This window comes from Paenibacillus sp. FSL E2-0190 (genome assembly GCF_037992965.1).
Classification (GTDB): Bacteria; Bacillota; Bacilli; order Paenibacillales; family Paenibacillaceae; genus Paenibacillus_AQ; species Paenibacillus_AQ odorifer.
This window is the reverse complement of record NZ_CP150306.1, coordinates 1,389,776-1,412,538: the sequence shown is the minus strand read 5'-3', so window position 1 is coordinate 1,412,538 and position 22,763 is coordinate 1,389,776. Positions and strand designations below refer to the sequence as shown.

Here is a 22,763-nt window from a genome sequence, read left to right as displayed (position 1 = left end):
AAAGATATGTTACACCAACTAGTAGGGTTAAGAAAAGCTTCATGTCATGATTAGCCAACGATAGTTATAGTTCGTCAGGTGCGTCTGGTCTATTTTTGATCTATAATAGGAATATTGCAGTTCTAATCGTGAAGTTGAAAGGGGAACACCAACTATGAATAATGCTCTGACAAGCCTAGAGCAGCAAATGGCAGGCGAAGGTCTGGATGCCCTGCTCGTAACAGATCCTAAGCATGTCTACTACTTAACCGGCTTCGCCAGCGATCCGCATGAACGTTTTCTGGGTCTGCTGCTGATACGCGGAGAAGAGCCTATGCTCATTCTGCCTGCATTGGATGCAGAAGCAGCTCAAGCAGCCTCTTCGGTCACCAAAATCCTAACTCACACTGACACTGATAATCCCTATAACCTGCTAAAAGATTGTTTCGGCAGCAGTAAGCTAGGTACTCTCGGCATAGAAAAAGAACATTTCTCAGTAGCCCGTTTTGAGCACCTAACCGCTGCTGTTCCAGCTGAAAGGTTTAGTGATATTGGTCCATTGCTGCGCAGCATGCGCTCCAAAAAGACCCCGGATGAAGTTAAGCGCATGAAACATGCCGCTGAGCTAGTTGAGGAAGCCTTGCGCCGCGTTCTTACCCACGTAAAAACAGGCGTTACAGAAAACGATCTAGTAGCGGAGCTAGAATATCTAATGAAAAAGGTTGGCGCTTCCGGCCCTTCCTTCGACACTATGGTGCTTTCTGGTCCGAAAACTGCCCTGCCTCACGGTGTTCCGGGCAACCGGGTCATTCAACCCGGCGACTTCCTGATGTTTGATATCGGGGTGTATGCCGATGGTTATGCTTCTGATATTACACGTACCTTTGCTATTGAATCCGTGGACGACAAGCTAGTCACTATCTATAACACTGTGCTGGCTGCCAACGAAGCTGGGATCGCTGCCTCCAATCCTGGAGCACCTTTCGGCTCAGTCGACAAAGCTGCACGTGATGTGATTGAAGAAGCTGGATTCGGAGAATATTTCTTACACCGTGTCGGACACGGACTGGGCATGGATGTTCATGAATATCCATCACTTCACGGACAGAACGACGACATTATCGAAATCGGCAATGTGTTCACCGTTGAGCCAGGAATTTATGTGCCTGGACTAGCGGGTGTACGTATCGAAGATGATCTGATTATTACAGCTGAAGGTGCAGAGACCTTAACAAGCTTCCCTAAGGAACTGACTATTCTTCATTTATAGAAAAGAATTACAAGCCACAGCCAAAAACACAGAGCAGCGATTCCTCAAATAATGAGAGAATCGCCGCTCTGTGTTTTTTTAAATTCAAACCTGTGTTCCCCACATCCCGCGAACCAACTTAGCCTCTTTCACCATCCTGCCGATCAGCTCCGCGACTGTAGGAATATCTTGGATCATTCCTGTCACTTGACCTGCCCAGCCGATGCCCTCTTCTTTGATATCATCATAGATCCAGCGCTTGTTGGCTGCACCACTGATATACTCTTTTAATGCTTCATAGGTCGGTGTCACGCGCTCGATTTCAAGAATTTGATCAATGTAGTCACTACGTAACACTCGTGCGGGTGCTCCAATAGAACGTTTGATTACAACCGTATCCGACTCTGAGCTTTCTACTAAAGCTTTTTTATAAGAAGCGGCCGCATGAACACATTCCACTGTAGCAACGAAACGAGTGCCCATTTCGATTCCTTCAGCCCCAAGTGCATGAGCAGCCATCCATCCACGGCCATCTCCGATCCCTCCGGAAGCAATCACAGGAATATTAACCGCATCAACCACTTGGGGAACGAGCACCATGGTTCCAACATCGTCACGCCCTAAGTGGCCCCCTCCCTCATGCCCAACAACAATAACCGCAGAAGCCCCTAATTGTTCAGCTTTTTGGGCTTGTCTGCGTGAGGAGACGAGCACGAGTGTTTTAATATCGGTGGGCTGTAACATTTCCAGTATAGGGGCTGGATTCCCTCCAGTGAGGCTCACCACGGGAACCTGCTCTTCGATGGCGACCTGCACCCGATCTTCATAACCAATCCCATGCATGCCGATAGCAAAATTAACACCAAATGGTTTGTTCGTTAGTGTTCGTACCCGACGTATTTCTGCACGTAAGGCCTCCGCATCCGGAAGACTCATTGCTGTGACCTGACCCAGTCCACCGATATTTGAAACCGCAGCCGCAAGGTCTGCATAACCTAAATAAGCAAGTCCTCCTTGAATAATAGGATATTCTATGTGCAATAACTCCGTAATACGGGTGTTCCATTTCATCTTCATCTACACCTTTCCTATCTTTAAGCAAAGCAGAATCACGGCAATTAAAAGGGCAGCTCCCCCTGCCAAATAATCTATTTGTTGAAATTGCAGTCTTTTAAAAGAAGTCCTTCCTTTACCATTCCCATAAGCACGCGCATCAATTGCATAGCTCAGCTGTTCAGCACGTTGAATCGTTGTGAAGAGCAGAGGGATAATGATCGGAATGTACGCATATATCCGTTTAGGCAGTGATAATACTGTAAGATCATAACCTCTAGCCTTTTGTGCGAGAAGGATACGATCAAGCTCCTCCTTGATAGTAGGGATAAAACGGATCGCAATCACTATCATTAAAGAGAACTGTTCTACGGGTACCCCCAATTTGGATAGAGGGGCAAGCAGCTTCTCCAGACCATAAGCTAAGTCTAGCGGTTTAGTAGTTAATGTCAGAATTGAGGCCAACAAGATGAGCAATATAATCCGCCATACAAAACGTAATCCTATCCGCAATCCCTCTTCAGTCACCTCGATAAAAAACCATGACCAGAGAATCGTCCCCTTGGTGAACACGGCATTGTAAACAAAAGTAAATAATAAAATAAATAATACCGGCCGTAGCCCTCGCCAAAAAAAATGCACAGGAACTTTAGACAGTAATAACATTCCCAATACAAAAAAGGTTGCAACAACATAACTAAGCCCCGTACCAAGCATCATAAAGCTAAGCATGAGCATCACGATACTTACAAGCTTTGTACGAGGATCTAAACGATGAAAAATCGAATGTGTCTCCACATATTGACCGACTAATACGGAATCAGCCATGCCCTTGCCCCCTCGAATGCCAAATCGGCAAAATCGCTTCGAAGATATCCTGCTCTTTACAGCTGGCAACTTCAATCTTCTGACCAGATAATTCCTCCACTAGCTTCAAGAGCTGTACGGGTTCAGGCAAGGATAGTCCAAGTTCCAGCAGTAATTCTTCCTTTTCCAGAAACAATGTTCTGGTATCATGATGCCCTTTTAACTGACCTTCATGAAAAACCATGACCTCATCTGAGAATTCGGCAACATCACCCATCTGATGCGAAACGAAGAGGATGGTGCGATTGTCTTGTTGCTGCCATTCCTTTAGTAGCCTCAGCAAAGACACTTGGCTAGCTGGATCGAGACCCGCTGTCGGTTCATCCAATATCAGCAGCTTCGGATTTGTCATCAGTACAGAGGCAATAGCTACACGGCGCTTTTCACCACCACTTAGCTGGAATGGATTTAAGGGGAGAATCCCCTCTGGCAAACCCACTTGCGGCAAGATCATTTCAATCGCCTCTGTAATTTGCTGACGTGAAGCACCCTGCTGATTCAGAGCAAAAGCAAGCTCCTTATGCACCGTTGTTTCGAATAGCTGATGCTCCGGATATTGAAAAACGAAACCCAACTCGGGGACAACCTTTAAGCGTCCTTTAGCATCTCTGCTGGCAGGCTGCTGGTTAATCCAATAGTCTCCTTTTGCGGTGGGAATCAAGCCCTTCAGCACTTTGACAAAGGTAGACTTTCCTGCGCCTGTTGGACCGATAATAGAAATCCATTTGCCTTCAGGAATAGTGCAGTTTATATTGCGCAAAGCCACATGATCGGCATAGTTCACACTTAGATTTTTTAATTGGTAGACCATTGTGATCGAATTTTCCCCTTCCAATCGGCTGTTAGCGGTGCTGCTGAATGGAGCAATGTATGTACACGCACTGCGAAGGGCAGTTGTAATTGATAGTCCGCAACAGGCATGGATTCAAAAAAAGTCAGTGGATCGCCGTCAAACTCAAGTCGTCCTTGGTGCAGGAGCAATACGCGTTCTGCTGCAAGCACTTCCTCCATATGGTGGGTGATATGAATTAGGGTCAGGCCTTGACGATGCAGCTCTTGCATGATAGAAAGAACCTGCTGTCTTCCCTGGGGATCAAGCATTGAGGTAGCCTCGTCAAAAATAATGACTTGCGGGCGCATCGCCAATATAGCTGCGATAGCGACACGTTGCTTTTGGCCTCCAGATAGCTGATGTGGCATAGCTTCCAGATAATCCTCCATATGAACGGCCTGTAAGGCATGATCCAATCGGCTGCGCATTTCCTCCCTCGGCACACGGATATTCTCCAAACCAAAAAGCACCTCATCCATAACGGTTGTGGTGATAAATTGATCCTCTGGATTCTGAAAAACAAAACCGATTTGCTGATGAATCTCCGCAAGATCCGTTGGTTTTGCTGTGTCCAAGCTCTTAAATTGTACAGTCCCTTTTCGCGGCAGCAGCAGTCCGTCCATGAGCTTTGCAATAGTGGATTTGCCAGAACCATTCGCCCCGACTATCGCCACAAACTCCCCTGCGTCTATCGTAAAGCTAATATCCTCCAGAAGAGGTTGTCCTTTTTTATAATAAAAACAAACTTGATCGAAGGTAAGCATTTATTCAGTCCCCTTTTGACGGTGCCAAGCAGCAAAAAATGCCTCAATGCTATTCTCGGAAAATGCAGGTGCAGGCTTCTCCCATTTTGTCACTTTTGATCCATTCACGGCAAAGATTTCACCGGTTAAATCCGCGTCGGACTCCCTCAACAATGCAGTCACGAAGGAAGCAATAGCCTCCGCGTCACCTATTCTCCAAAAATCAGGCAAAGGTTCATTACGACTGGCATGTTTCTCCTTCAAATGGTCAATTATTGGTCTGGTCATATCCGTTAATGCCGCTGGAGAAATCGCATTGACCCTAATCTGGTCACGTTTCAGCTCTGCTGCGAGCGTCCACATCATGCCCAGTATTCCAGCCTTGGCTGCACTATAATTCACCTGACCTACGGAACCTGCTAGTCCAGCAGCAGAGGTCATCAACAGGATATCCCCACCTGTTTCACGCATATGTGGTAATACTCGTTGAATGCAATAATAAGTGCCATTTAAATGCACATCCAGAACATTCTTCCACTGTTCATCCGTCATACGTTGACATTTCTGATCCTGCACAATTCCCGCGTTAGCTATCAACACCTCGATACGACCGTATCGGGCAATGACCTCACCTACCATGGCAGTGACTGCGGCGGAATCGGCTACATTAGCAGCGTACCCTAGTGCCTCTCCGCCTGCCTGGTGGATCTCGCGCACAACCTCATCAATTAAGACTTGTTTCGTACCATTTACAACCACTATATAACCTGACTTGCCAAGTTGCATGGCGATACTACGTCCGATCCCTCTTGTTGCTCCAGTAATTAAGGCTACTCTAGTCATCACTACACCTCTTTCACTGCAAAAGCTCCCGCAGCAATAACATCACCAGCTTCTGTTGTAAGGATCACTTTCACAAAGCAATCGTCCGCTGCAAAATCAAAAATCACGACACTATCGACCTCTATTGGCTTATGAAATTTCATATCATATTGAGTGATCCACTGTGTAGGGTGCTCAGCAATATACAAAGATTGGGCTAATCCCATAAGATACATCCCATGTGCGATGGGTCGCTCCAAACCAGCCTTGGCTGCGGCCTCTGCATCTAGATGTATAGGCGCCAAATCTTGGGAAGCAGTTGCATATTGCCGGATAGCCTCAGCTGTTATGCACTTTTTTATCATGATCATCACCTACCCGAATTAACACCGTTTCTGCGGTGACTATTAGCTTACCCTCACACCTACAAACCAGCGTATGTGTGTAAAAAGTCAGTTTACCCTGTCTGCCTTCTTTTTGCACCTCGCCCGTTAACGCTAATTCACAATCCAAAATCATCCCCGCCGTAATCGGAGCCTGATATGAAAATTTCTGAGTGCCGTGAAGCAAGGGTTCACCGATGATTAACCAAGGAATATCGAAGTCTTGCCAGAAAATAATAGGCATCGTCGCAGGAGCGATCAGCTTTCCATTTATCGTCTGCACGGGTGCTTCAATACTCTGTGCATAGTCCGAAATCCATTCAGCAGTCATATGGATCTGATGTCGGACACTGTTCATTCTATAACCTCCACGAGTGTTGCCAGACCTATCCCACCGCCGATTCCCAGAGTAGCAAGCCCTCGTTGGTAAGGGGCATGTTGCATTTCAGCACATAAGCGAGTCATTAACATAGCCCCGGAAGCTCCGTATGGATGGCCTATTGCTAATGCCCCCCCACCAAGATTGACCTTTTCCTGTGGAATTTGAAGCTCGTTCAGTGATGCCAATACTTGTGAAGCAAAAGCTTCGTTAAACTCTACGATATCTAAATCGGCAACGGTAAGCTTTTGGCGTTTTAACACCTTTTGCACAGCTGGTACAGGCCCCATACCCAAATAGTTCGGATCTACACCCGCAGCTTGCGCATCCACGACCCGCAAAATAGGGGTAAGCTTAAGCTGCTGGCACTTCTCACGAGACATCATTAATAGAAGCGCTGCGCCATCATTAATAGGACAGGCATTTCCAGCAGTGACGGTACCCTTTTCTTCAAAAATTGGCGGCAGCTTTTGCAGCTTGTCCAGACTCGTATTTGCCCGAGGACATTCGTCGGTGCTCACCCACTGCCCCTCTACCTGAAGAGGTACTATCTCCTGCTGAAACCGGTCACTTTGCTGAGCATGAACCGCCTTTTGATGGCTTTTTAAGGCATATTGATCCTGCTCTTCTCGAGAAATCCCGTATTTCCTAGCTACATTCTCTGCAGCAATTCCCATATCCGGATCGCCGTAAGAGCTAGGCGTAAAATGTGCACGGGTATACAGCTGTGGAACCCCCATTAACGTCTGTGGTTTAGCCATTTTCCATGGAGCACGGCTCGTACTTTCGACACCACCTGCTAAATAAATCTCACCAGCGCCGCTTTGAATCAGTCTTGCTGCTATATTAATTGCCTCTAGCCCAGATCCGCACTGACGATCCACGGTGACACCCGGAACCGAAACAGGCAGCCCCGCTTCAAGCGCAGCTACCCGGGCAATATTACCTCCTGGGCCCACAACATTCCCAATAATGACATCATCAATCAGTTCTTTAGGCAAGTTCGTTTCGGCTACAATATGCTGAATAAGCGGCGCCAGTAATGCCTCCGGCTCAAGTGTACTTAATAAGCCACCCATTCTGCCAACCGGTGTACGTTTTGCCATGACAATTACTGCTTCTATCATATCATCGCTCTTTTCACATAGTCTTTCATCGCTTGCCGGGCAATTTTCCCGCTACTTGTATAGATAAATTCATCCACGGTTAGCAGCTGCTTCGGCGCTTTGTAGCTCGCTAAATACTGGCGGCAATAATTCTTAATATCTTCGACAGATAAATGCTGTTCTCCGCTCCACTTCACGAGAGCTATCAGCTGTTCTCCCCAGTAATCGTCAGGCACGCCAAGCACCATCACTTCATCTATTTCCGGAAGAAACTCCAGCACCCTCTCTATTTCTTCCGGATAAACGTTCAGCCCTCCGGATATGATTTTATTCTTCAAACGTCCCGCCATATATAAATAACCAGCTTCATCCTGATAAACATAGTCTTCTAAAACAAGCCATCCCTCTCTAAAAGCTGCTGCTGTCTCATTCGGCAATTGATGGTAGCCTAAAAATATCATATCACTACGCACATATAGCTGCCCAATCTCCCCAGGAGGGACTTCCCGGAACTGGTCATCACGAATGGAAATTTGCACCCCGGGATAAGGTTTGCCTACAGAGGTCGGATTATGCTCGGTCAGAACATTCAAATAACTAATATAGCTCGCTTCTGAAGAACCGTAGGATTCATAAAGCCGCGCTCCACCAAACACTTCCATGCCCCTTTTCTTGGACAACTCCGACCACTTTGCACCTGAGCTAATCATCGCATCAATCTGTATCTGCCCAGGTACAGCCTGCTGCATCATGGATTCGATCATTGTTGGTACGACGAACAGCACCACGCCCGGAATTTGCTGACACAACTCTAACACCTGCGTGGCACTAAATTTTTGTGTGATATGAAAGGTTGCTCCACCATATAGACTCTGCATTACGGCGAATAAGGATAGGGAATGCACAAATGGACCTGGTGCCAAAACATCCTTCATAGCGTCCAATTCAAAAGCAATATTCGAAACCTCAAAGCTTTTTAACCATGATAAATGGGTACGCATATAACCTTTGGGCAATCCGGTTGTGCCTGACGTAAAGCCAATAAATAATAATTCATTCGTCTCATCCAACTCAGCCTCCGGCTTCAGGGCAGCCAACCACTGATCATAGGAACCTGTTCGTTCATTTGAGAAGGTCAATGTTTGGATTACTTGATCCTTGAAAACCAGATTCTTTGCGGCTTCCGGCTCGGCAAAAATCATTGTCGGCTGGCACTGCTCTATAATAACCTGCAGTTCATTAGCACTCCATTTGGGATCTAAGGGAATGGGAACACAGCCCGCATAAATCGCCCCCAAAAAAACCTCAACAAATTCAATACGATTCGTAGATAAAATCGCGATTTTGTCATGCCTCAGACCCTTTTGCTGTAAGCCATTCGCGATTCTCCGCATCGTTTTTACTAATGTGGCATAGGTATGACTTGCTTGGTCATGGGTTAAGGCAATGCTGTCGGGCTGCTGTGCTGCATGACGCAGTATAGGAACTACTAGATTCATCCTGATCACACCTGTTCGTAATTTCTGTGACTACCGATTATATACATTCTCTTCAATCGGACTGCCCCGCAAGTCCAGCCCAAACTAAAGGATATGTGATAAGCGCCATCGCAGGCGCTCCTGTTAAACTAACCCGCTAGAATTGCTACGATAGCTTATTTTAGCTTTATATTATTTTTATGTACACATCTTTCATGTAACGATTAAGTCCATCTTACAACGAAAAAACAGCCAGCACGCATCGATTATGATCGGTACGCGCTGGCTGTATTGTTGTTTAGTCCTTCTTTTGAACGGATGATGGTGAACCCTCTTCAGCAAAAGTAAAGGTTCGGGCGATATATAAGATAGGTGTGCTTACTGCGGTTAGTAAGAACTTCGCTAGATAAGTCGTAAGCAAAATTTCAAGCCATACATTCCAGTCATACAAGCCCGCAAACGCAATGGTACAGAAAATAAGTGTATCCACAAAGGAGCTAATCATCGTACTACCGTTGGAACGAATCCACAGCTGACTTGAGGTGCTGTAATATTTACGAATCCAAGAGTACAACCGAACATCTAGGAACTGACTAATGAAGTAAGCAGTAAGACTACCCAAAGCTAGTCGAGGCATCAGCCCAAAAATCGTCTCCAAAGAAGACTGAGCGATATCGGTCTCCTGCGGCTTAAATACTAATACCATCTGCATAATGACAGTAGTCATAAGCAAGGTGAAGAAACCAAACCAGACCGCTTTACGTGCTTCCGCTCTTCCGTACTTCTCATTAAGTAAATCGCTGGTCATATATAAAGTGACATACATCGTATTTCCGAGTGTCATCACAATATCAAATGGCATAGCAATCGTCTTAGCTACCTGAATGTTAGCAATTACAGTAGCAATACCTACCCAGGCATACATTCCACTTTTCCCGAACAAGCGGTAACAGAGTAGAAAAAAAGCAAAATTGACAATAACAAATAAAACTCCCCACAGCAAATTAAACATATTACTGAAATTCCTCCTAGTTTTGTTTACGCGGGATGGTTACGAACCGCGGCTTACAATATTAAATTTTCGGAACAAAACATTAATACTCTATCACAATAGCGCTTAACAATCCATAAAAATAATATTCTTATATGAAATTGGTAGTTCCATTTCTTTTTTTTCGCCAATTATCTAAAATAGTCAGCAATAATTCATTTTTTTCAGAAAAAAATGCTCTATAGGACAAAACTTTCACTATTCATCCAGAGGTTAATTCTATAGAATAGTATCAAACACCTTATTCCCGATCCATTTAGTAGAAATATGACATAACTATGGAATATATCTCGGGTCGCCAATTTCCAGCAGTTGGCATGGAGTATCTAGTGAAGACCAAAAAGAAATGACCTCACCGTCCATAAAAAAAGGAGAGAACGATATGTTTCGTATCAAGCATTCGATCAGTCGCAAATTTACGCGTTTATTATTTGTTGTTCTGTTGCTCACGTCTCTTTTGTTAAGCACCAGCTTCTATTTTATCTCTATCAGTATCTTCAACAGCTATGTTATGCCGCAGATTAACAAAATCCTTACTGCCGCTGCTCAGGACGTATATAAGAATCTCAACGTAATGCACGCCCAGCAAACCCTAAATAAGAACGATCAGTCTGCCACCAATCTCGAGTTCTATTTTCAGGAAAAGAGGAAACAACATGGAGTGGAAACCATTTTTCTGGTCAATCTGAAGGGAAAAGAAGCTGAGATTCTATCCGCAGATCACGATGCAAAATTGCAACGGGCAGAAAGTGTCACCGTATCCTCTGCAATGCAACAAGCCTCTAAAGGAAAAACTGGACTAAGCGATACATATAGCGACGCACATGGTATACATAAAACAGCTTATATCGGTATTCCCGGAAGTACGATGGTTATCGGTGTAAGCAGTGACGTAAGCTTCATTCAAGAAAAAACAGACAGTATTCTATGGACAAGTGCCGGAATCACACTTCTGACGTTGATCATCGGCCTAACTGGTGCATGGTTCATGAGTGTGCGTATAACACGTCCAATCTCAAAACTGGCAGCTTATAGTGCCCGGCTCGCAGAGGGAGATTTCACCGAAGAATTATCAGTTAAAGGAAATGACGAAGTTGCACAGTTGTCCGTAAGCTTCCAAGCGATGACCCAACGCCTGAAAGAAATGATTGGACATGTACTGGTAACCTCTAATACTGTCGTTGCGGATTCCAACTCTTTAAAAGAACGTGTTGAGGTTCTCAATGATATGGCGGAACACTCCAGCTCATCGGTAGTAGAAATCGGCAAAGGTAGTACGACTATCGCTAGCAGTGCATCAGATAACTCGAGAGCAATGGAAGAAATCAATTTAGGCATTCAAAGTATTGCCTCAGCAGCGAATGAAGTCACGGAGCAAATCAGTGAGGCTTCCACTGAAGCAAGTGGCGGTAATGAAATTGCTCAAAGCGCTGTGCTGCAAATGCGCCAGGTTGAACGTGCTTCCCTACAGTCGCTGGATCAGTTACAAATCATGAATGAGCGTTCAGTAATGATCGGAGAAGTCGTTCACAGTATTACTGAAATTACGAAACAGATCCAAATGCTGTCGCTAAATGCTTCAATTGAAGCTGCACGCGCAGGAGAGCATGGACGCGGCTTTGCTGTTGTTGCGGGAGAAGTACGCAAGCTGTCTGAACAATCCCGTAACGCAAACGAACAGATCCGTGACTTCCTACTTGGGCTTCAAGAAGATATGAGTCGCTCCGTTACCGAGATGAACCACGTGAATTCTGAGGTTGCCTCTGGAGTCGGCAAAGTAGCAGAAGCAGGTGATGCCTTTAATCACCTCCTGATTCTTATCCAAAGCATCAATCACAGCATCCAATCCGTATCTGCGGCTACACAGCAAATCTCAGCAAGTACAGAAGAAGTCAGTGCTTCCGTCGAAGAAACTGCACAAATTACATCAAGATCGCAAGAAAGTGCGGACACACTCGCTGCTAACTCAGAGCGGCAGCGCGTCGAACTGGAAGGTCATGCAGAAACTGTTAAACATCTGTATGAGCAAGCCAAGAAACTCCAAGAAGCTGTGCAGCAATTTAAGATTTAACGCTTGTAAATTAAAACCCCCGTTCACACGAAAGTGTTGAACGGGGGTTTTTAGTTTGCGATGGCTCGCTTAGACTTGGGGGCATACGCTAGGCTTGCGCGGAACCTCGATTAGACTTGGCTACATGCGCTAGCTTGCGCGATACTCTCGTTTAGACTCGGCACGCCATTTGCCGCTGGCTTGCGCGATAATCTCGTTTAGACTCGGCGCGTCATTTGCCGTTGGCTTGCGCGATACTCTCGCTTAGACTCGGCGCGTCATTTGCTGCTGGCTTGCGCGATAATCTCGCTTAGACTCGGCGCGCCATTTGCTGCTGGCTTGCGGACTCAGATGCCGCTATTACTCGAAAAACTGCCATTTGGAGGCTTTTTCGGACTCGAGAGACGCTATTGCCTCATAATCAACCCAGACTCAGCCTATTTCGCTCAAATAGCGCCTCTGGTGTCCGAAAACGCTCCAAATTAACCCTTTTATCGCAAATAAGATCTCCTGAGTCCGGAGCCAAGTTACCTACAGCAAATTACTCAAAGTTCCTCCGTCGATGTTACCTACAGCAATAGACTCGGCTACATGCGCTAGCTTGCGCGAAGCTCTCACTTAGACTCAGCACGCCATTCGCTGCTGGCTTGCGGACTCAGATGCCGCTATTACTCGAAAAACTGCCATTCGGAGGCTTTTTCGGACTCGAGAGACGCTATTGCCTCATAATCAACCCAGACTCAGCCTATTTCGCTCAAATAGCGCCTCTGGTGTCCGAAAACGCTCCAAATTAACCCTTTTATCACAAATAAGGTCTCCTGAGTCCGGAGCCAAGTTACTCACTTAGTAAAAACTAGGTTACTCAGCTTTCATTCCGCTTTTATGGCTAAGCAAACCTCACTCAACCTAGTGCCGCGGTGCCCAGAGGATAACCGATACACCGATCACACAAATAACAGCTCCGACCCAGTCGTATACGTCTGGTGTCTTCTTGTCTACAAGCCATCCCCATAAGACCGCGAGTACGATAAACACCCCGCCGTAAGCCGCATACACTCTACCGAAGGAAGGGAATTTCTGCAACGTAGGGATAATCCCATACGCTATCAGAATCAAAGACCCCACTAAACCGTACCAAAGTGGCCGTGATTCTCTCAACCATAACCATACTAAATATCCGCCACCGATCTCAGCAAGCCCAGCAATTATAAACAGCAGAATGGCAAATAACATGTCATCCCTCTTCCCTATCTATCTCATAAAAACGCAAAGGTTGCTCACAACAAATTGTACTCAAGGTTCACCCGTAGAGCTCCTACAACAAACCACTCAAGGTTCACCCATGGAGCTCCTACAGCAAACTACTCAAAGTTTACCCTTAGAGATACTTACAGCAAATTACTCAAGGTTCATCCGTAGTGCTACTTACAGCAAATTACTCAAGATTCCCCCGTGGAGCTTACATTAAATTGTGCTGGAGCAGCAATAACACTAGCAGCAGCACAACCTCCAGCAGCTCGTTCAGCGCGCCGTACACGTCGCCGGTAAGCCCGCCGAGCCGGCTGCTGATCCGCCGCGCAGCCGCGGTGCCGCAGGCCAAGGCCGCGACCGGCAGCAGCAGAGCTGCCGCCAGATGCAGCGGCCACGCGGCTAAGCCAGCGCCGAGCGCCAGTGGCGCAGCGGCGGCGGCCAGCGAGAGCAGCGCGGCGACTTCCAGCGCGCGCCGCTCATGCGAGGAAGCTAGGCCGGCGAAGTTCGCGGCCAGCCCCTCGTCTCCACGGGCAATGGGATAACGCACCATTGCCCGTACCATATACCAGCGGCTCCAGACCGCTGGTACCAAGAGCAGCGGCAGCTCGTAGTAGGCGAGGCCTTCGATTAGAGCTGCCAGTAAAGATGCTTTAAACAGCAGGAGCAGCACGCAGGCGAGTACGCCCATCGCACCCACACGGCTGTCCTTCATAATCTCCAGGGCCCGCTCCCGTGGCCGATAGCTGAGCAGACCATCCGCGCTGTCCATCCAGCCATCAAGATGCAACCCGCCAGTGAGGCCTACCCACAGAATCAGAGTGAGCACAGCTGCTGGCCAAGCAGGTAAAAGCAATCCCGTCAGGGCTGCTCCAGCAGCTACACACAGCCCAATTGCTGCGCCTACCATGGGATAGAAGATTACACTCCGGCGCAGCAGTTCAGGAGAGAATCCCGGATCACCTTTTACAGGAAATCGGGATAAGAACTGAAAGGCAGCTACGGCCGCATCCCTACGCTCCCTCATAAACGATACTCCCTGCTCTTCAGCTCAATCGGAATTCCAACAGTTACTAGAAAGACCTGTTCGCATTGCCGAGCGATCAGGGCGTTCATTCGTCCCGCCAGATCACGATACAATCGGCCAAGCGCATACTCCGGAACAATCCCGTCGCCAACCTCATTAGTGACCAGAATAAGCGTCCCTTGAAAAGAACGCACACTGTCTTCAAGCCTTGTTATTTCACTCTCAACAAGCTCTTGTCTATTTTCAAAACCTTCCACAGCCAATAATGCATTGGATAACCATAAGGTTAAACAATCTACGAGCACCGCTTTTTCACCCGATAATCGCTTTAGCAGATCTGGTAAATCATACGGTTCCTCAAGCGTCTCCCAAGCGTAACCACTTTCCATTCGTTGATGCTGATGCAGAGCAATCCGTTCCTTCATTTCGTCGTCAAAAGCCTGTCCGGTTGCTACATAGAAGGCCTGATCTGCCAGTGACTGTATCAGTTTTTCTGCAAAACCACTTTTCCCGCTACGTGCGCCTCCCGTTACAAGAATGCTCATCGTTGACCAGCTCCAGAGATGCCTGCACTTTCAAAGGTTGCCATTTCGCTCAAAATGCGGCAGATCGCCTCGATTAAATGAAGGCATAATACTCCCCCTGTTCCCTCACCCAATCGCAGACCGAGGTTAAGCAGCGGTTCAAGCCCAAGCTGCTCCAGCATTAACTTGTGTCCCCGTTCTCCTGATACATGAGACGCTATCATATAAGCGATGGATTCAGGTGCAAGGGCTTTTGCCACAAGCGCTGCCGCCCCCGAAATAAAACCATCCAAAATGATAGGTGTCCGATTAGCAGCCGCACCAAGAATCAGTCCCGCCAAGCCAGCGATTTCCAGTCCGCCAACTTTAGATAATACATCCAACGGATCTGCTGAATTCGGCTGATTTACCTTTAAGGCGCGTTCCACCACTGCAATTTTATGTAGTAAACGTTCATCATCAATTCCCGTTCCTCGTCCCACAGCTACTTCAGGGGCTATTCCTTTGAGAGCACATAGAATGGCAGCACTAGCCGTAGTATTCCCAATGCCCATTTCGCCTGTTATAAAAATCTCCGTGCCGTTCTTAACCGCTTCCTGCGCGACTCTTATCCCAACAAGAAGAGCATTCATGGCATCCTCACGACTCATCGCAGGTCCCACAGCCATATTATCCGTCCCCCGGCGCACTTTACGATCAATCAGATCGACATGACTAAGATCGCCGTTTATGCCGACATCAACAAACTGTACCTCTGCCCCAGCTTGACGTGCCAATACATTCACAGCCGCTCCACCGCTGAGAAAGTTATGGGCCATCTGTAGCGTGACTTCCTGCGGAAATGCGCTAACCCCTTCGCAGCACACCCCATGATCAGCAGCCATCACAACAACTGTTCGTTTGGTGAAACTAGGCTGCTCCGTACCCGAAATTCCAGCGAGCTTAACGGCCAGAGGTTCCAATTGTCCCAAACTGCCCGGAGGTTTGGTCAGAATGTTCAGCCGATGCTCCGCCTTGAGGATGGACTGATCATCAGCCGGAATGATTTGTTTAATTACGTCTTGAATATCTGAAAGCATATAATTACGACCTCCTATTAAATGTATCCGTATAACCTATTCTATCTCATATTCGCAGAAAAGCCCCCATCTATGATAGAGGGGGACTTCTAGAATTACAACTTCACTTTCATAAAATCTTCGATTCTCTCCAGCGCCTCCGTCAATTTTTGTAAGGAAGCGGCATAGGAGCAGCGAATATAACCCTCTCCGCCTGCTCCAAACACATGACCCGGAACCGCAGCGACACCGACCTCCCTGAGCAGCTGCAAAGCGAAGTCTTCTGATTTCATTCCGGTGTGAGCGATGGAAGGAAAGGCATAAAATGCACCCGCAGGTTCATGGCAAGGTAGTCCTATGGATCGAAATCCACTAACCAGCAGCTTTCTCCGCTCATCGAAGCATTGCTTCATGTGTTCCTTATGCTGCATTCCGTTGCGCAATGATTCAATCGCAGCAATTTGACCGAGCACTGGGGCACACATCGCAGTGTATTGATGGATTTTTAGCATCGCAGCAATTAATTCTCGATCGCCACAAGCATAACCCACTCTCCAGCCAGTCATTGCAAAAGCTTTGGAGAAGCCGCTAATCACAATCGTCCTTTCCAGCATCCCGGGAAGAGAGGCGATGCTGACATGCTGACTGTCATACGTAAGCTCGGCATAAATTTCATCTGAAATGACCAGTAGGTTATTCTCTTTTACAATCTGTGCAATAGGCAGCCAATCTTCATAAGTCATTACTGCACCTGTAGGATTAGTCGGAAAATTCACCATAAGAAGCTTGGAACGCGGAGTAATCACCTTCCGTAACGCTTCAGCAGTAAGCTTAAACCCCTGCTCGGCCGATGATTCTACCTCCACCGTAACCCCCCCGTTCAAATGGGTAATCGGCGAATATGCGATATAGCTCGGAGAAGGGACGATAATCTCATCCCCAGGTGTAATGAAAGCTCGTAATGCCAAATCCACAGCCTCGCTGCTTCCCACCGTAACCATAATCTCATCGTTTGGCTCATAGCGAAGCTTGAAACTTGTGTGCAGATAAGAAGCGATCTCCTCTCTAAGCTCCAGTAAACCGGAATTTGGCGTATACATCGTTTCCCCATTATTCAAGGCACGAATACAGGCAGCTCTTACATGCTCCGGTGTAACGAAATCCGGTTCCCCTACACCCAGCGATATAATATCCTGATTCCCCGCACTTAGGTCAAAAAAAGCCCGAATCCCCGAGGGTGCAATCTCCCGCACACGTGGAGCAATCCATTCATTATGCATGGCTGTACACCTCTTCTTTTGCACTCTTTTCCGTTAGGGAAAGGGAGATGATTTCGTCCAGCAGTCCGCTGAAGGTGTAGCCTGCCGCTTGCGCGCTTTTGGGTAAAAGACTGGCCTTCGTCATGCCTGGTAACGTATTCACCTCCAGCACATAAGGAATACCCTCTTTAAGCAGCATATCAACCCGTGCATACACGCTACATTTTAGTGCTTTGTAACAGCTCAAGGCAGCCTCGCGTACCCGCTCATGCACCTCAGTAGGCAGTTCAATGACCCGTTCATCTGCTCCGCCTTCTTCATACTTAGCACTGTAATCGAACCACTCGGCATTTGCTGAGGTAATTCCCAGAATAGGCAGCAGCTCTCCGTTTAGAATAGAACAGGTGATTTCTTGGCCTTGAATGTAGCTTTCAATCAAAATCGACTGATCACAGGCAAAAGCCTTCTGCACTGCGCACAACAGCTCCTCGCTGCTGCTCACTTTTTCCATTCCGATACTCGAGCCGCCTGAACATGGCTTCACCATAACAGGATATCCGAGCCGTTCCACCGCTTCAGCCGAATAATCCTTCATGCTGTCCCAGCATAGCCAATCTGCTGTATTGACGCCTGCGCAGCGCATAAGCTTTTTGGAGAGATCTTTATCCATGCAAATGCTGCTAGACAAAACCCCGCTGCCCGTATACGGAATCCCCATCGTCTCCAGCGTTCCCTGAACCGTACCATCCTCGCCGTAAGCTCCATGAAGTGCAAGCAGTGCGATATCGATCCCTTTTGCCTGCTCAATAAGCTCCTCACGCTTGGTGATCACAATTGGAATAATTTCATATTTATTGGGGTCTAGATTCTTCAATATTTCTCTACCGCTATTCATGGATACCTCATACTCTGAGGATACCCCGCCCATAATTACGCCTACCTTCATCTCAAGCACCTCTTTATCCCATTAGTTGTCGAGCTGTTCTGCCAATAATCTCGATCCCCTTGCGGATATCCTCATCCGTCACTCTGGAGAAACCGATCCGTATCGTATTTTGACCCTTACCATCTGTGAAGAATATATCTCCTGCTGTAAAAATAACCCCTTGCTCATGACAGGCCGCCAACAGCGTCCTTGTATTAAAGCCCTCCGCGAAGGTTACAAAAAGATGCAGGCCACCGTCCCCTGACAGCGCCGTATAAGGGATACAATCCTTGCAGCATTGCAGGGTTAATTCATACTTTCGTTTGTATTCCGCTCTGGCTTTTTTCAAATACTTTTCTAAATGACCACCCAATAAATACTGATACAAAATGGATTGATCCAGCGTCGAGGTATGAATGGTACGGGCGCGCTTGACGCTTTCGAGGGAATTGATCAACTCCTGATCCGCCAGCACCCAACCTACACGTAGTCCTGGAAATAATACCTTGGAGAAGCTGCCGAGATAAATCACGCTGTTGCCGCTGCCTGCTGCTGCGATAAGTGGAGCCACATGTGAGCCCGAATATCGTAATTCCTCGTTAAAACCATCCTCAATCACCGGGACTTGGTAGCGATTCATCAGCTTCATTAGCCGCTGTCTTTTCTCTGGAGACATTACAATTCCGGTCGGATTATGATAAGAAGGGACGAAGTATGCACAGTCAAAAGCTTGCTGTTGCAATGCTTTCTCCAGCTCCGCCAAATCAATCCCATCACGCTCCATCGAAATCCCGGTGATCTCAAAACCGTTCAGCTTCAAATTTTTGATCGCTGTATGATGCGTCGGATTCTCACAAATGACCGAACCATTTTTTTTACTCAGAGCAGACAATACAATATCGAACCCCTCAGTAAAGCCATTGGTGATCAATATATCCTTGCCTTTCATTTCAACGCCCTTGTGCTCCATATACTGCTTCAAATAGTCTATTAAAGGCTTATACCCTTTGGCATAGCCGTAATTTAGCAGAACGTTGCCTTCTACCGACATCCGATCCATAAAGGACCGCTTCACATTATCCAGATCAAAAAGACTCTCATCAGGCGCTATGCTGGTGAAGGAGATCGTCCCCTTCTCCGCTCGAATCCCGCGCTTCATGATATCCAGTTCCTCTGCCAGCACCGCGTGATCATTGAGACGTGACTTCCAGTCCATCGTCCAGGAAGAGATCGTTTCACTGCCAGGCGGCGTAGCAGCAACATAACTTCCTTGCCCTTGCACAGCATAAGCAAAGCCATCATCCTCAAGCCCTGCATAAGCAGAGATTACGGAGTTGCGGCTAACCTTAAGCAATGTGCTGAGCTCTCGTGTGGAGGGCAGCTTTTGATTGCCTTGCAGACCGCCTTTTATGATTAAGTGCTTCATATAGTCTTTAATTTGTATATACACCGGCCGTCCGGCTATGAGCTTAAAATCCTTAAACATCTCTCAATCGCCCCCATGACTATCATGGCACAATCACTCGCTTAAAAAAAGAACCACAGCCATGGGATTTTAATCCGGCTGTGGTTCTATAGGAGGACAAATGCCAAAAAAATCAAGTTACAGATCTATGCTCAATCACAAGCTCCCCTTCTCCAGAAGGGATCTCAAAACCATTTAAAAACCGGGTTAATATGTCCTCAGTAATCGGAAATGCGGCATTGGCGTCAAAACGTTCACTCCGGATAAGCAGTCTCTGACGCAATTCATCCGGCTGAACCTTTAAGTGAATCAGTTCCCACACGCCACCATAACTCTCAATGAGCTGCTTGTAATCGTTCCGTCTCTGACGTTGCCAGAAGCTGAAATCGATAACAACATGATGTTTTGCCTGAAGCAGATGCACCAGCTCCCCCCGCAGCTTTATCTCCGACTCTTCTTTATAAGACTCATAATTGTCCTCTGGATAATCCACCCCGAAACGGCCGTGCGTGGCCCAAATATCTTCATCTATCGAAAGTCTGGCGAATCCCTCTTTCTCCAGCTTTTTAGCAAAGGTTGTTTTACCCGACCCCGCTACACCGCACATCATCACTACGCTGGAAGCAACACTCGTACTCTTTTGCTGAAGCAATTTTTCAATAACCAACTTTTCGGTCAGCATTATAAATGCATCTCCCTTCCAATTGATGGTATACTCATCGTTACAAAATACTTTCTCAAGGGATTGTGATAAGGATATGGTGAAATCAGTCCAGCAGACCTCCTAAAATGAAAAACGAAATAATTTTAGGAGGTCATAATAAATGATTTTTAACCCGATTGTCATTGATAACTGGAGTAGAAAACCCTATTTTGAACATTATTTAAACAATGTCAGATGCACCTACAGCATGACCGTAAATATTGATATCACCCTTCTACTGTCAGAGCTCAAGCTAAAGGGGATTAAGCTGTACCCAGCACTAATCCACATGATAACTACGGTGGTGAACCGTCATAGTGAATTCCGCACATGTTTTGATTCTGAAGGTGGATTAGGTTATTGGGATAGCTTGTCCCCTAGTTTTACAATTTTCCATGATGATGATAAGACTTTCTCAAGCATCTGGACTTCGTACGGTGAACAGTTTAATGATTTCTATAACCGTTATCTCGATGATATGAAAATGTACGGAAGCGTGAAACAATTTATCGCTAAAGCAAACGAACCGCCGAACACCTTCCCTATTTCCAGCATTCCGTGGGTCAGCTTCACAAGCTTTAACCTGAACGTGTATAACGAAGGAACCTACCTACTTCCCATCTTTACGATAGGGAAATATTTTCAGCAAGACAAAAAAATACTATTACCCATCTCGGGGCAATTCCACCATGCCGTGTGCGACGGTTACCATGCCAGCATGCTGTATAATGAATTACAATCACGTGCAGATACCTATAAGGAATGGTTACCTATTACCTAATATCTAATTAACCATGTTATTCTGCTGACAGCAAACGATAGTTCAAACATAAAGGGTTCCACCTATTAGGTTTTCCTAATGACGTGGAAACCTTTTTTCATGTAATCATCCTTTTTCCAAAATATGAGCTTTATCAGCTGACCATTGTCCATGCTGCCAGAGTATTTTTAGTACCATTACATTCCCTGGAGAAGGAGCCACTGCACTGTAGAATGTGAGACCAGGAACTAACTGTGCAAGTAAATTCCTGATAACACCCCCATGCGTCACTACCAATACTCTATTCGATGTAACCTCACTTTTTTTCTCCTTGATAGCACAACATCCAAATGCAGCCACAGCAGCTTGACCTAGGTCCAACAGGAAACTACGCAACCGAGCATCGAATGCTGTCCACGATTCTCCTTCTGGCGGTGTAACCTTTGAAGGATCATCAATCCAACGTCTATATAGAGAGTTATCTTTCAGCTGCTCATAAGTGCAGCCTTCCCAAGCTCCGAAGTTCATTTCACGAAGCCGCTGATCGTAAACAGCGTCCTGCTCTAGTGAAGGGGCTACGAAAGCCAAGGTCTCCCGACATCTTAGCAAATCGCTACAGAACACACGCCAAAAACCACCTGATAACTCAGTCTGCAGGCAGATCTGCTGCTGAGGTTGGGATAGCCGCTCACTTGCTTCAGGAAGCAATGGAAGATCCGTATGTCCCAGGTAACGATGCTCAACATTCCATTTCGTCTGCCCGTGTCGGATAAGCACTAGCTCAAGCTCTATAGAGGGAATTGCCATACCGACGCTCAGCCTCCAATCCATATCCATGCCACAACCGCGCAAAGACCTACAAATATTGAAGAGCAGAGCATCATCATCCGCGAGGTCTGGATGATATCATCCGGTTCCATCGTACGTACCGGATCACCCATATAAGCCCGAAAAGAAGCGACGCCATGATACATATTTTCGCCTCCGAGTCGGATGCCGAGTGCGCCAGCCACAGCTGATTCTGGATAACCGCTGTTAGGGCTTGGATGTAGATGTGCATCCCGCTTCACCATTTGCAGGCATCTGCGCCAATCCAGACGAAGCATCCCTGCACATAGAGCCAAAAGCAATGCCGTAATTCGTGCCGGGATAAAGTTAGCAACATCATCGAGCCGGGCAGATGCCCAGCCGAGATCACGGTATTTATCGTTCTTATAACCAACCATTGAATCGAGTGTATTGACCGCCCGATAAGCCATAGCAAGCGGTGCACCGCCAATCAGCGCGTAGAAAAGTGGAGAAATAATCGCATCGACGATGTTTTCTGCTACGGTCTCCACCGTTCCACGGACAATTTCCGGGGCGTCTAGCGAAGTCGTATCACGTCCCACGATCATCCCCAACGCCTTGCGGGCAGCAGGGATATCGCCCTTCTGCAATTCCACGTACACCGCCATTCCTGCATCCTTTAGTCCCTTGGAGGCAATCGTGGTTGAAATCAACCAAACCTCGGCTATCCAGACGAGCCACGGTGAGATATATGACAGCAGCCATAGCAGGATGGCTGTCAGTGCCCAAGCACCGCCCGCAACACATAGCGGAAGTAACACCCCTGCTCTGCGCAGGCTTTGCGGGCGGGACCATAAACGACGGATCGCCCGCTCCAGAGCCGTGATTGCTTTGCCCATACCAATTACGGGATGAGGCAGGTTACGCGGATCACCTACGATCCGGTCAATCACAAAAGCTGCAAGCAACACCAAAGCGATTGTCACAAGCAATCACCTCTGAACAAGCTTCTA

The 22,763-nt window shown here is 47.0% G+C and carries 23 protein-coding genes and 1 riboswitch; of the genes, 3 read left to right on the top strand and 20 right to left on the bottom strand.

Features of this window, described 5'->3' with window-relative positions:
- Window positions 1-154 precede the first annotated feature (154 nt).
- Window positions 155-1,249: a Xaa-Pro peptidase family protein gene (locus tag NST25_RS06125; protein WP_076128106.1), complete on the top strand. Its 1,095-nt coding sequence runs from the start codon at window positions 155-157 to the stop codon at window positions 1,247-1,249.
- A gap of 84 nt (window positions 1,250-1,333) precedes the next feature.
- Here NST25_RS06125 and NST25_RS06120 read toward each other — a convergent pair whose 3' ends face one another.
- From NST25_RS06120 to NST25_RS06075, 10 genes are all read right to left on the bottom strand, one after another.
- Window positions 1,334-2,299, bottom strand: a complete 966-nt coding sequence (locus NST25_RS06120; RefSeq protein WP_076302281.1) for a nitronate monooxygenase family protein — start codon at window positions 2,297-2,299, stop codon at window positions 1,334-1,336.
- Window positions 2,300-2,305: 6 nt separating this feature from the next.
- The gene (locus NST25_RS06115) at window positions 2,306-3,109 is read right to left on the bottom strand and encodes an energy-coupling factor transporter transmembrane component T (RefSeq protein ID WP_340393483.1); all 804 of its coding nucleotides are present in this window, start codon (window positions 3,107-3,109) and stop codon (window positions 2,306-2,308) included.
- The gene (locus tag NST25_RS06110) at window positions 3,102-3,959 is read right to left on the bottom strand and encodes an ATP-binding cassette domain-containing protein (RefSeq protein WP_339172036.1); all 858 of its coding nucleotides are present in this window, start codon (window positions 3,957-3,959) and stop codon (window positions 3,102-3,104) included. The genes NST25_RS06115 and NST25_RS06110 overlap by 8 nt, the downstream gene beginning before the upstream one ends.
- Window positions 3,944-4,744: an energy-coupling factor transporter ATPase gene (locus NST25_RS06105; RefSeq protein WP_340393482.1), complete on the bottom strand. Its 801-nt coding sequence runs from the start codon at window positions 4,742-4,744 to the stop codon at window positions 3,944-3,946. The genes NST25_RS06110 and NST25_RS06105 overlap by 16 nt, the downstream gene beginning before the upstream one ends.
- Complete coding sequence (locus NST25_RS06100; RefSeq protein ID WP_340393481.1) at window positions 4,745-5,566, bottom strand: SDR family NAD(P)-dependent oxidoreductase; 822 nt, start codon at window positions 5,564-5,566, stop codon at window positions 4,745-4,747.
- A gap of 2 nt (window positions 5,567-5,568) precedes the next feature.
- Complete coding sequence (locus NST25_RS06095) at window positions 5,569-5,910, bottom strand: MaoC family dehydratase (protein WP_076142163.1); 342 nt, start codon at window positions 5,908-5,910, stop codon at window positions 5,569-5,571.
- Window positions 5,885-6,286: a MaoC family dehydratase N-terminal domain-containing protein gene (locus NST25_RS06090; protein WP_076128119.1), complete on the bottom strand. Its 402-nt coding sequence runs from the start codon at window positions 6,284-6,286 to the stop codon at window positions 5,885-5,887. Before NST25_RS06090 ends, NST25_RS06095 begins: the two co-directional genes overlap by 26 nt.
- The gene (locus NST25_RS06085; protein ID WP_076142162.1) at window positions 6,283-7,434 is read right to left on the bottom strand and encodes a thiolase family protein; all 1,152 of its coding nucleotides are present in this window, start codon (window positions 7,432-7,434) and stop codon (window positions 6,283-6,285) included. The genes NST25_RS06090 and NST25_RS06085 overlap by 4 nt, the downstream gene beginning before the upstream one ends.
- Window positions 7,431-8,912 (bottom strand): AMP-binding protein, encoded by a 1,482-nt coding sequence (locus NST25_RS06080; protein ID WP_340393480.1) that lies wholly within the window; start codon window positions 8,910-8,912, stop codon window positions 7,431-7,433. Before NST25_RS06080 ends, NST25_RS06085 begins: the two co-directional genes overlap by 4 nt.
- Window positions 8,913-9,189: 277 nt before the next feature.
- A complete protein-coding gene (locus NST25_RS06075) occupies window positions 9,190-9,903 on the bottom strand; it encodes a queuosine precursor transporter (protein ID WP_076128125.1) in 714 nt (237 codons plus the stop codon).
- A gap of 10 nt (window positions 9,904-9,913) precedes the next feature.
- A riboswitch (PreQ1 riboswitch) is annotated at window positions 9,914-9,959 on the bottom strand.
- Between the two features lie 365 nt (window positions 9,960-10,324).
- On the opposite strand from NST25_RS06075, the gene NST25_RS06070 reads away from it, so the two are divergent.
- A complete protein-coding gene (locus NST25_RS06070) occupies window positions 10,325-12,013 on the top strand; it encodes a methyl-accepting chemotaxis protein (RefSeq protein ID WP_076128127.1) in 1,689 nt (562 codons plus the stop codon).
- Window positions 12,014-12,898: 885 nt separating this feature from the next.
- On the opposite strand, the gene NST25_RS06065 is transcribed toward NST25_RS06070, so the two are convergent.
- The 8 genes from NST25_RS06065 to NST25_RS06030 all read right to left on the bottom strand — a co-directional run bounded on the left by NST25_RS06065 (window position 12,899) and on the right by NST25_RS06030 (window position 20,180).
- Complete coding sequence (locus NST25_RS06065; protein WP_076128128.1) at window positions 12,899-13,225, bottom strand: YnfA family protein; 327 nt, start codon at window positions 13,223-13,225, stop codon at window positions 12,899-12,901.
- A 226-nt stretch (window positions 13,226-13,451) separates the two neighbouring features.
- Complete coding sequence (cobS, locus tag NST25_RS06060; protein WP_340393479.1) at window positions 13,452-14,267, bottom strand: adenosylcobinamide-GDP ribazoletransferase; 816 nt, start codon at window positions 14,265-14,267, stop codon at window positions 13,452-13,454.
- Complete coding sequence (gene cobU / locus NST25_RS06055) at window positions 14,264-14,812, bottom strand: bifunctional adenosylcobinamide kinase/adenosylcobinamide-phosphate guanylyltransferase (RefSeq protein WP_076137512.1); 549 nt, start codon at window positions 14,810-14,812, stop codon at window positions 14,264-14,266. The genes cobS and cobU overlap by 4 nt, the downstream gene beginning before the upstream one ends.
- Window positions 14,809-15,870, bottom strand: a complete 1,062-nt coding sequence (gene cobT, locus NST25_RS06050) for a nicotinate-nucleotide--dimethylbenzimidazole phosphoribosyltransferase (protein ID WP_076104822.1) — start codon at window positions 15,868-15,870, stop codon at window positions 14,809-14,811. Before cobT ends, cobU begins: the two co-directional genes overlap by 4 nt.
- Window positions 15,871-15,965: 95 nt before the next feature.
- Window positions 15,966-17,129, bottom strand: a complete 1,164-nt coding sequence (locus NST25_RS06045) for an aminotransferase class I/II-fold pyridoxal phosphate-dependent enzyme (protein ID WP_076128136.1) — start codon at window positions 17,127-17,129, stop codon at window positions 15,966-15,968.
- Window positions 17,122-18,054 carry a D-alanine--D-alanine ligase gene (locus tag NST25_RS06040; protein ID WP_076185745.1) on the bottom strand — a complete coding sequence of 311 codons (933 nt, stop codon included), beginning with the start codon at window positions 18,052-18,054 and terminating at the stop codon, window positions 17,122-17,124. The genes NST25_RS06045 and NST25_RS06040 overlap by 8 nt, the downstream gene beginning before the upstream one ends.
- 13 nt (window positions 18,055-18,067) lie before the next feature.
- Window positions 18,068-19,519 carry a PLP-dependent aminotransferase family protein gene (locus NST25_RS06035; RefSeq protein ID WP_076277713.1) on the bottom strand — a complete coding sequence of 484 codons (1,452 nt, stop codon included), beginning with the start codon at window positions 19,517-19,519 and terminating at the stop codon, window positions 18,068-18,070.
- Window positions 19,520-19,631: 112 nt separating this feature from the next.
- On the bottom strand, window positions 19,632-20,180 hold the full coding sequence (locus NST25_RS06030) for an ATP-binding protein (RefSeq protein WP_339172006.1): 549 nt from the start codon (window positions 20,178-20,180) through the stop codon (window positions 19,632-19,634).
- A gap of 142 nt (window positions 20,181-20,322) precedes the next feature.
- Between NST25_RS06030 and catA the strand changes: the two genes are divergently transcribed.
- Window positions 20,323-20,982, top strand: a complete 660-nt coding sequence (gene catA / locus NST25_RS06025) for a type A chloramphenicol O-acetyltransferase (protein ID WP_076128143.1) — start codon at window positions 20,323-20,325, stop codon at window positions 20,980-20,982.
- Window positions 20,983-21,087: 105 nt separating this feature from the next.
- On the opposite strand, the gene NST25_RS06020 is transcribed toward catA, so the two are convergent.
- Window positions 21,088-21,768: a histidine phosphatase family protein gene (locus NST25_RS06020; RefSeq protein ID WP_076128145.1), complete on the bottom strand. Its 681-nt coding sequence runs from the start codon at window positions 21,766-21,768 to the stop codon at window positions 21,088-21,090.
- Window positions 21,769-21,776: 8 nt separating this feature from the next.
- Window positions 21,777-22,736: an adenosylcobinamide-phosphate synthase CbiB gene (gene cbiB / locus NST25_RS06015; protein WP_340393478.1), complete on the bottom strand. Its 960-nt coding sequence runs from the start codon at window positions 22,734-22,736 to the stop codon at window positions 21,777-21,779.
- Window positions 22,737-22,763 lie beyond the last annotated feature (27 nt).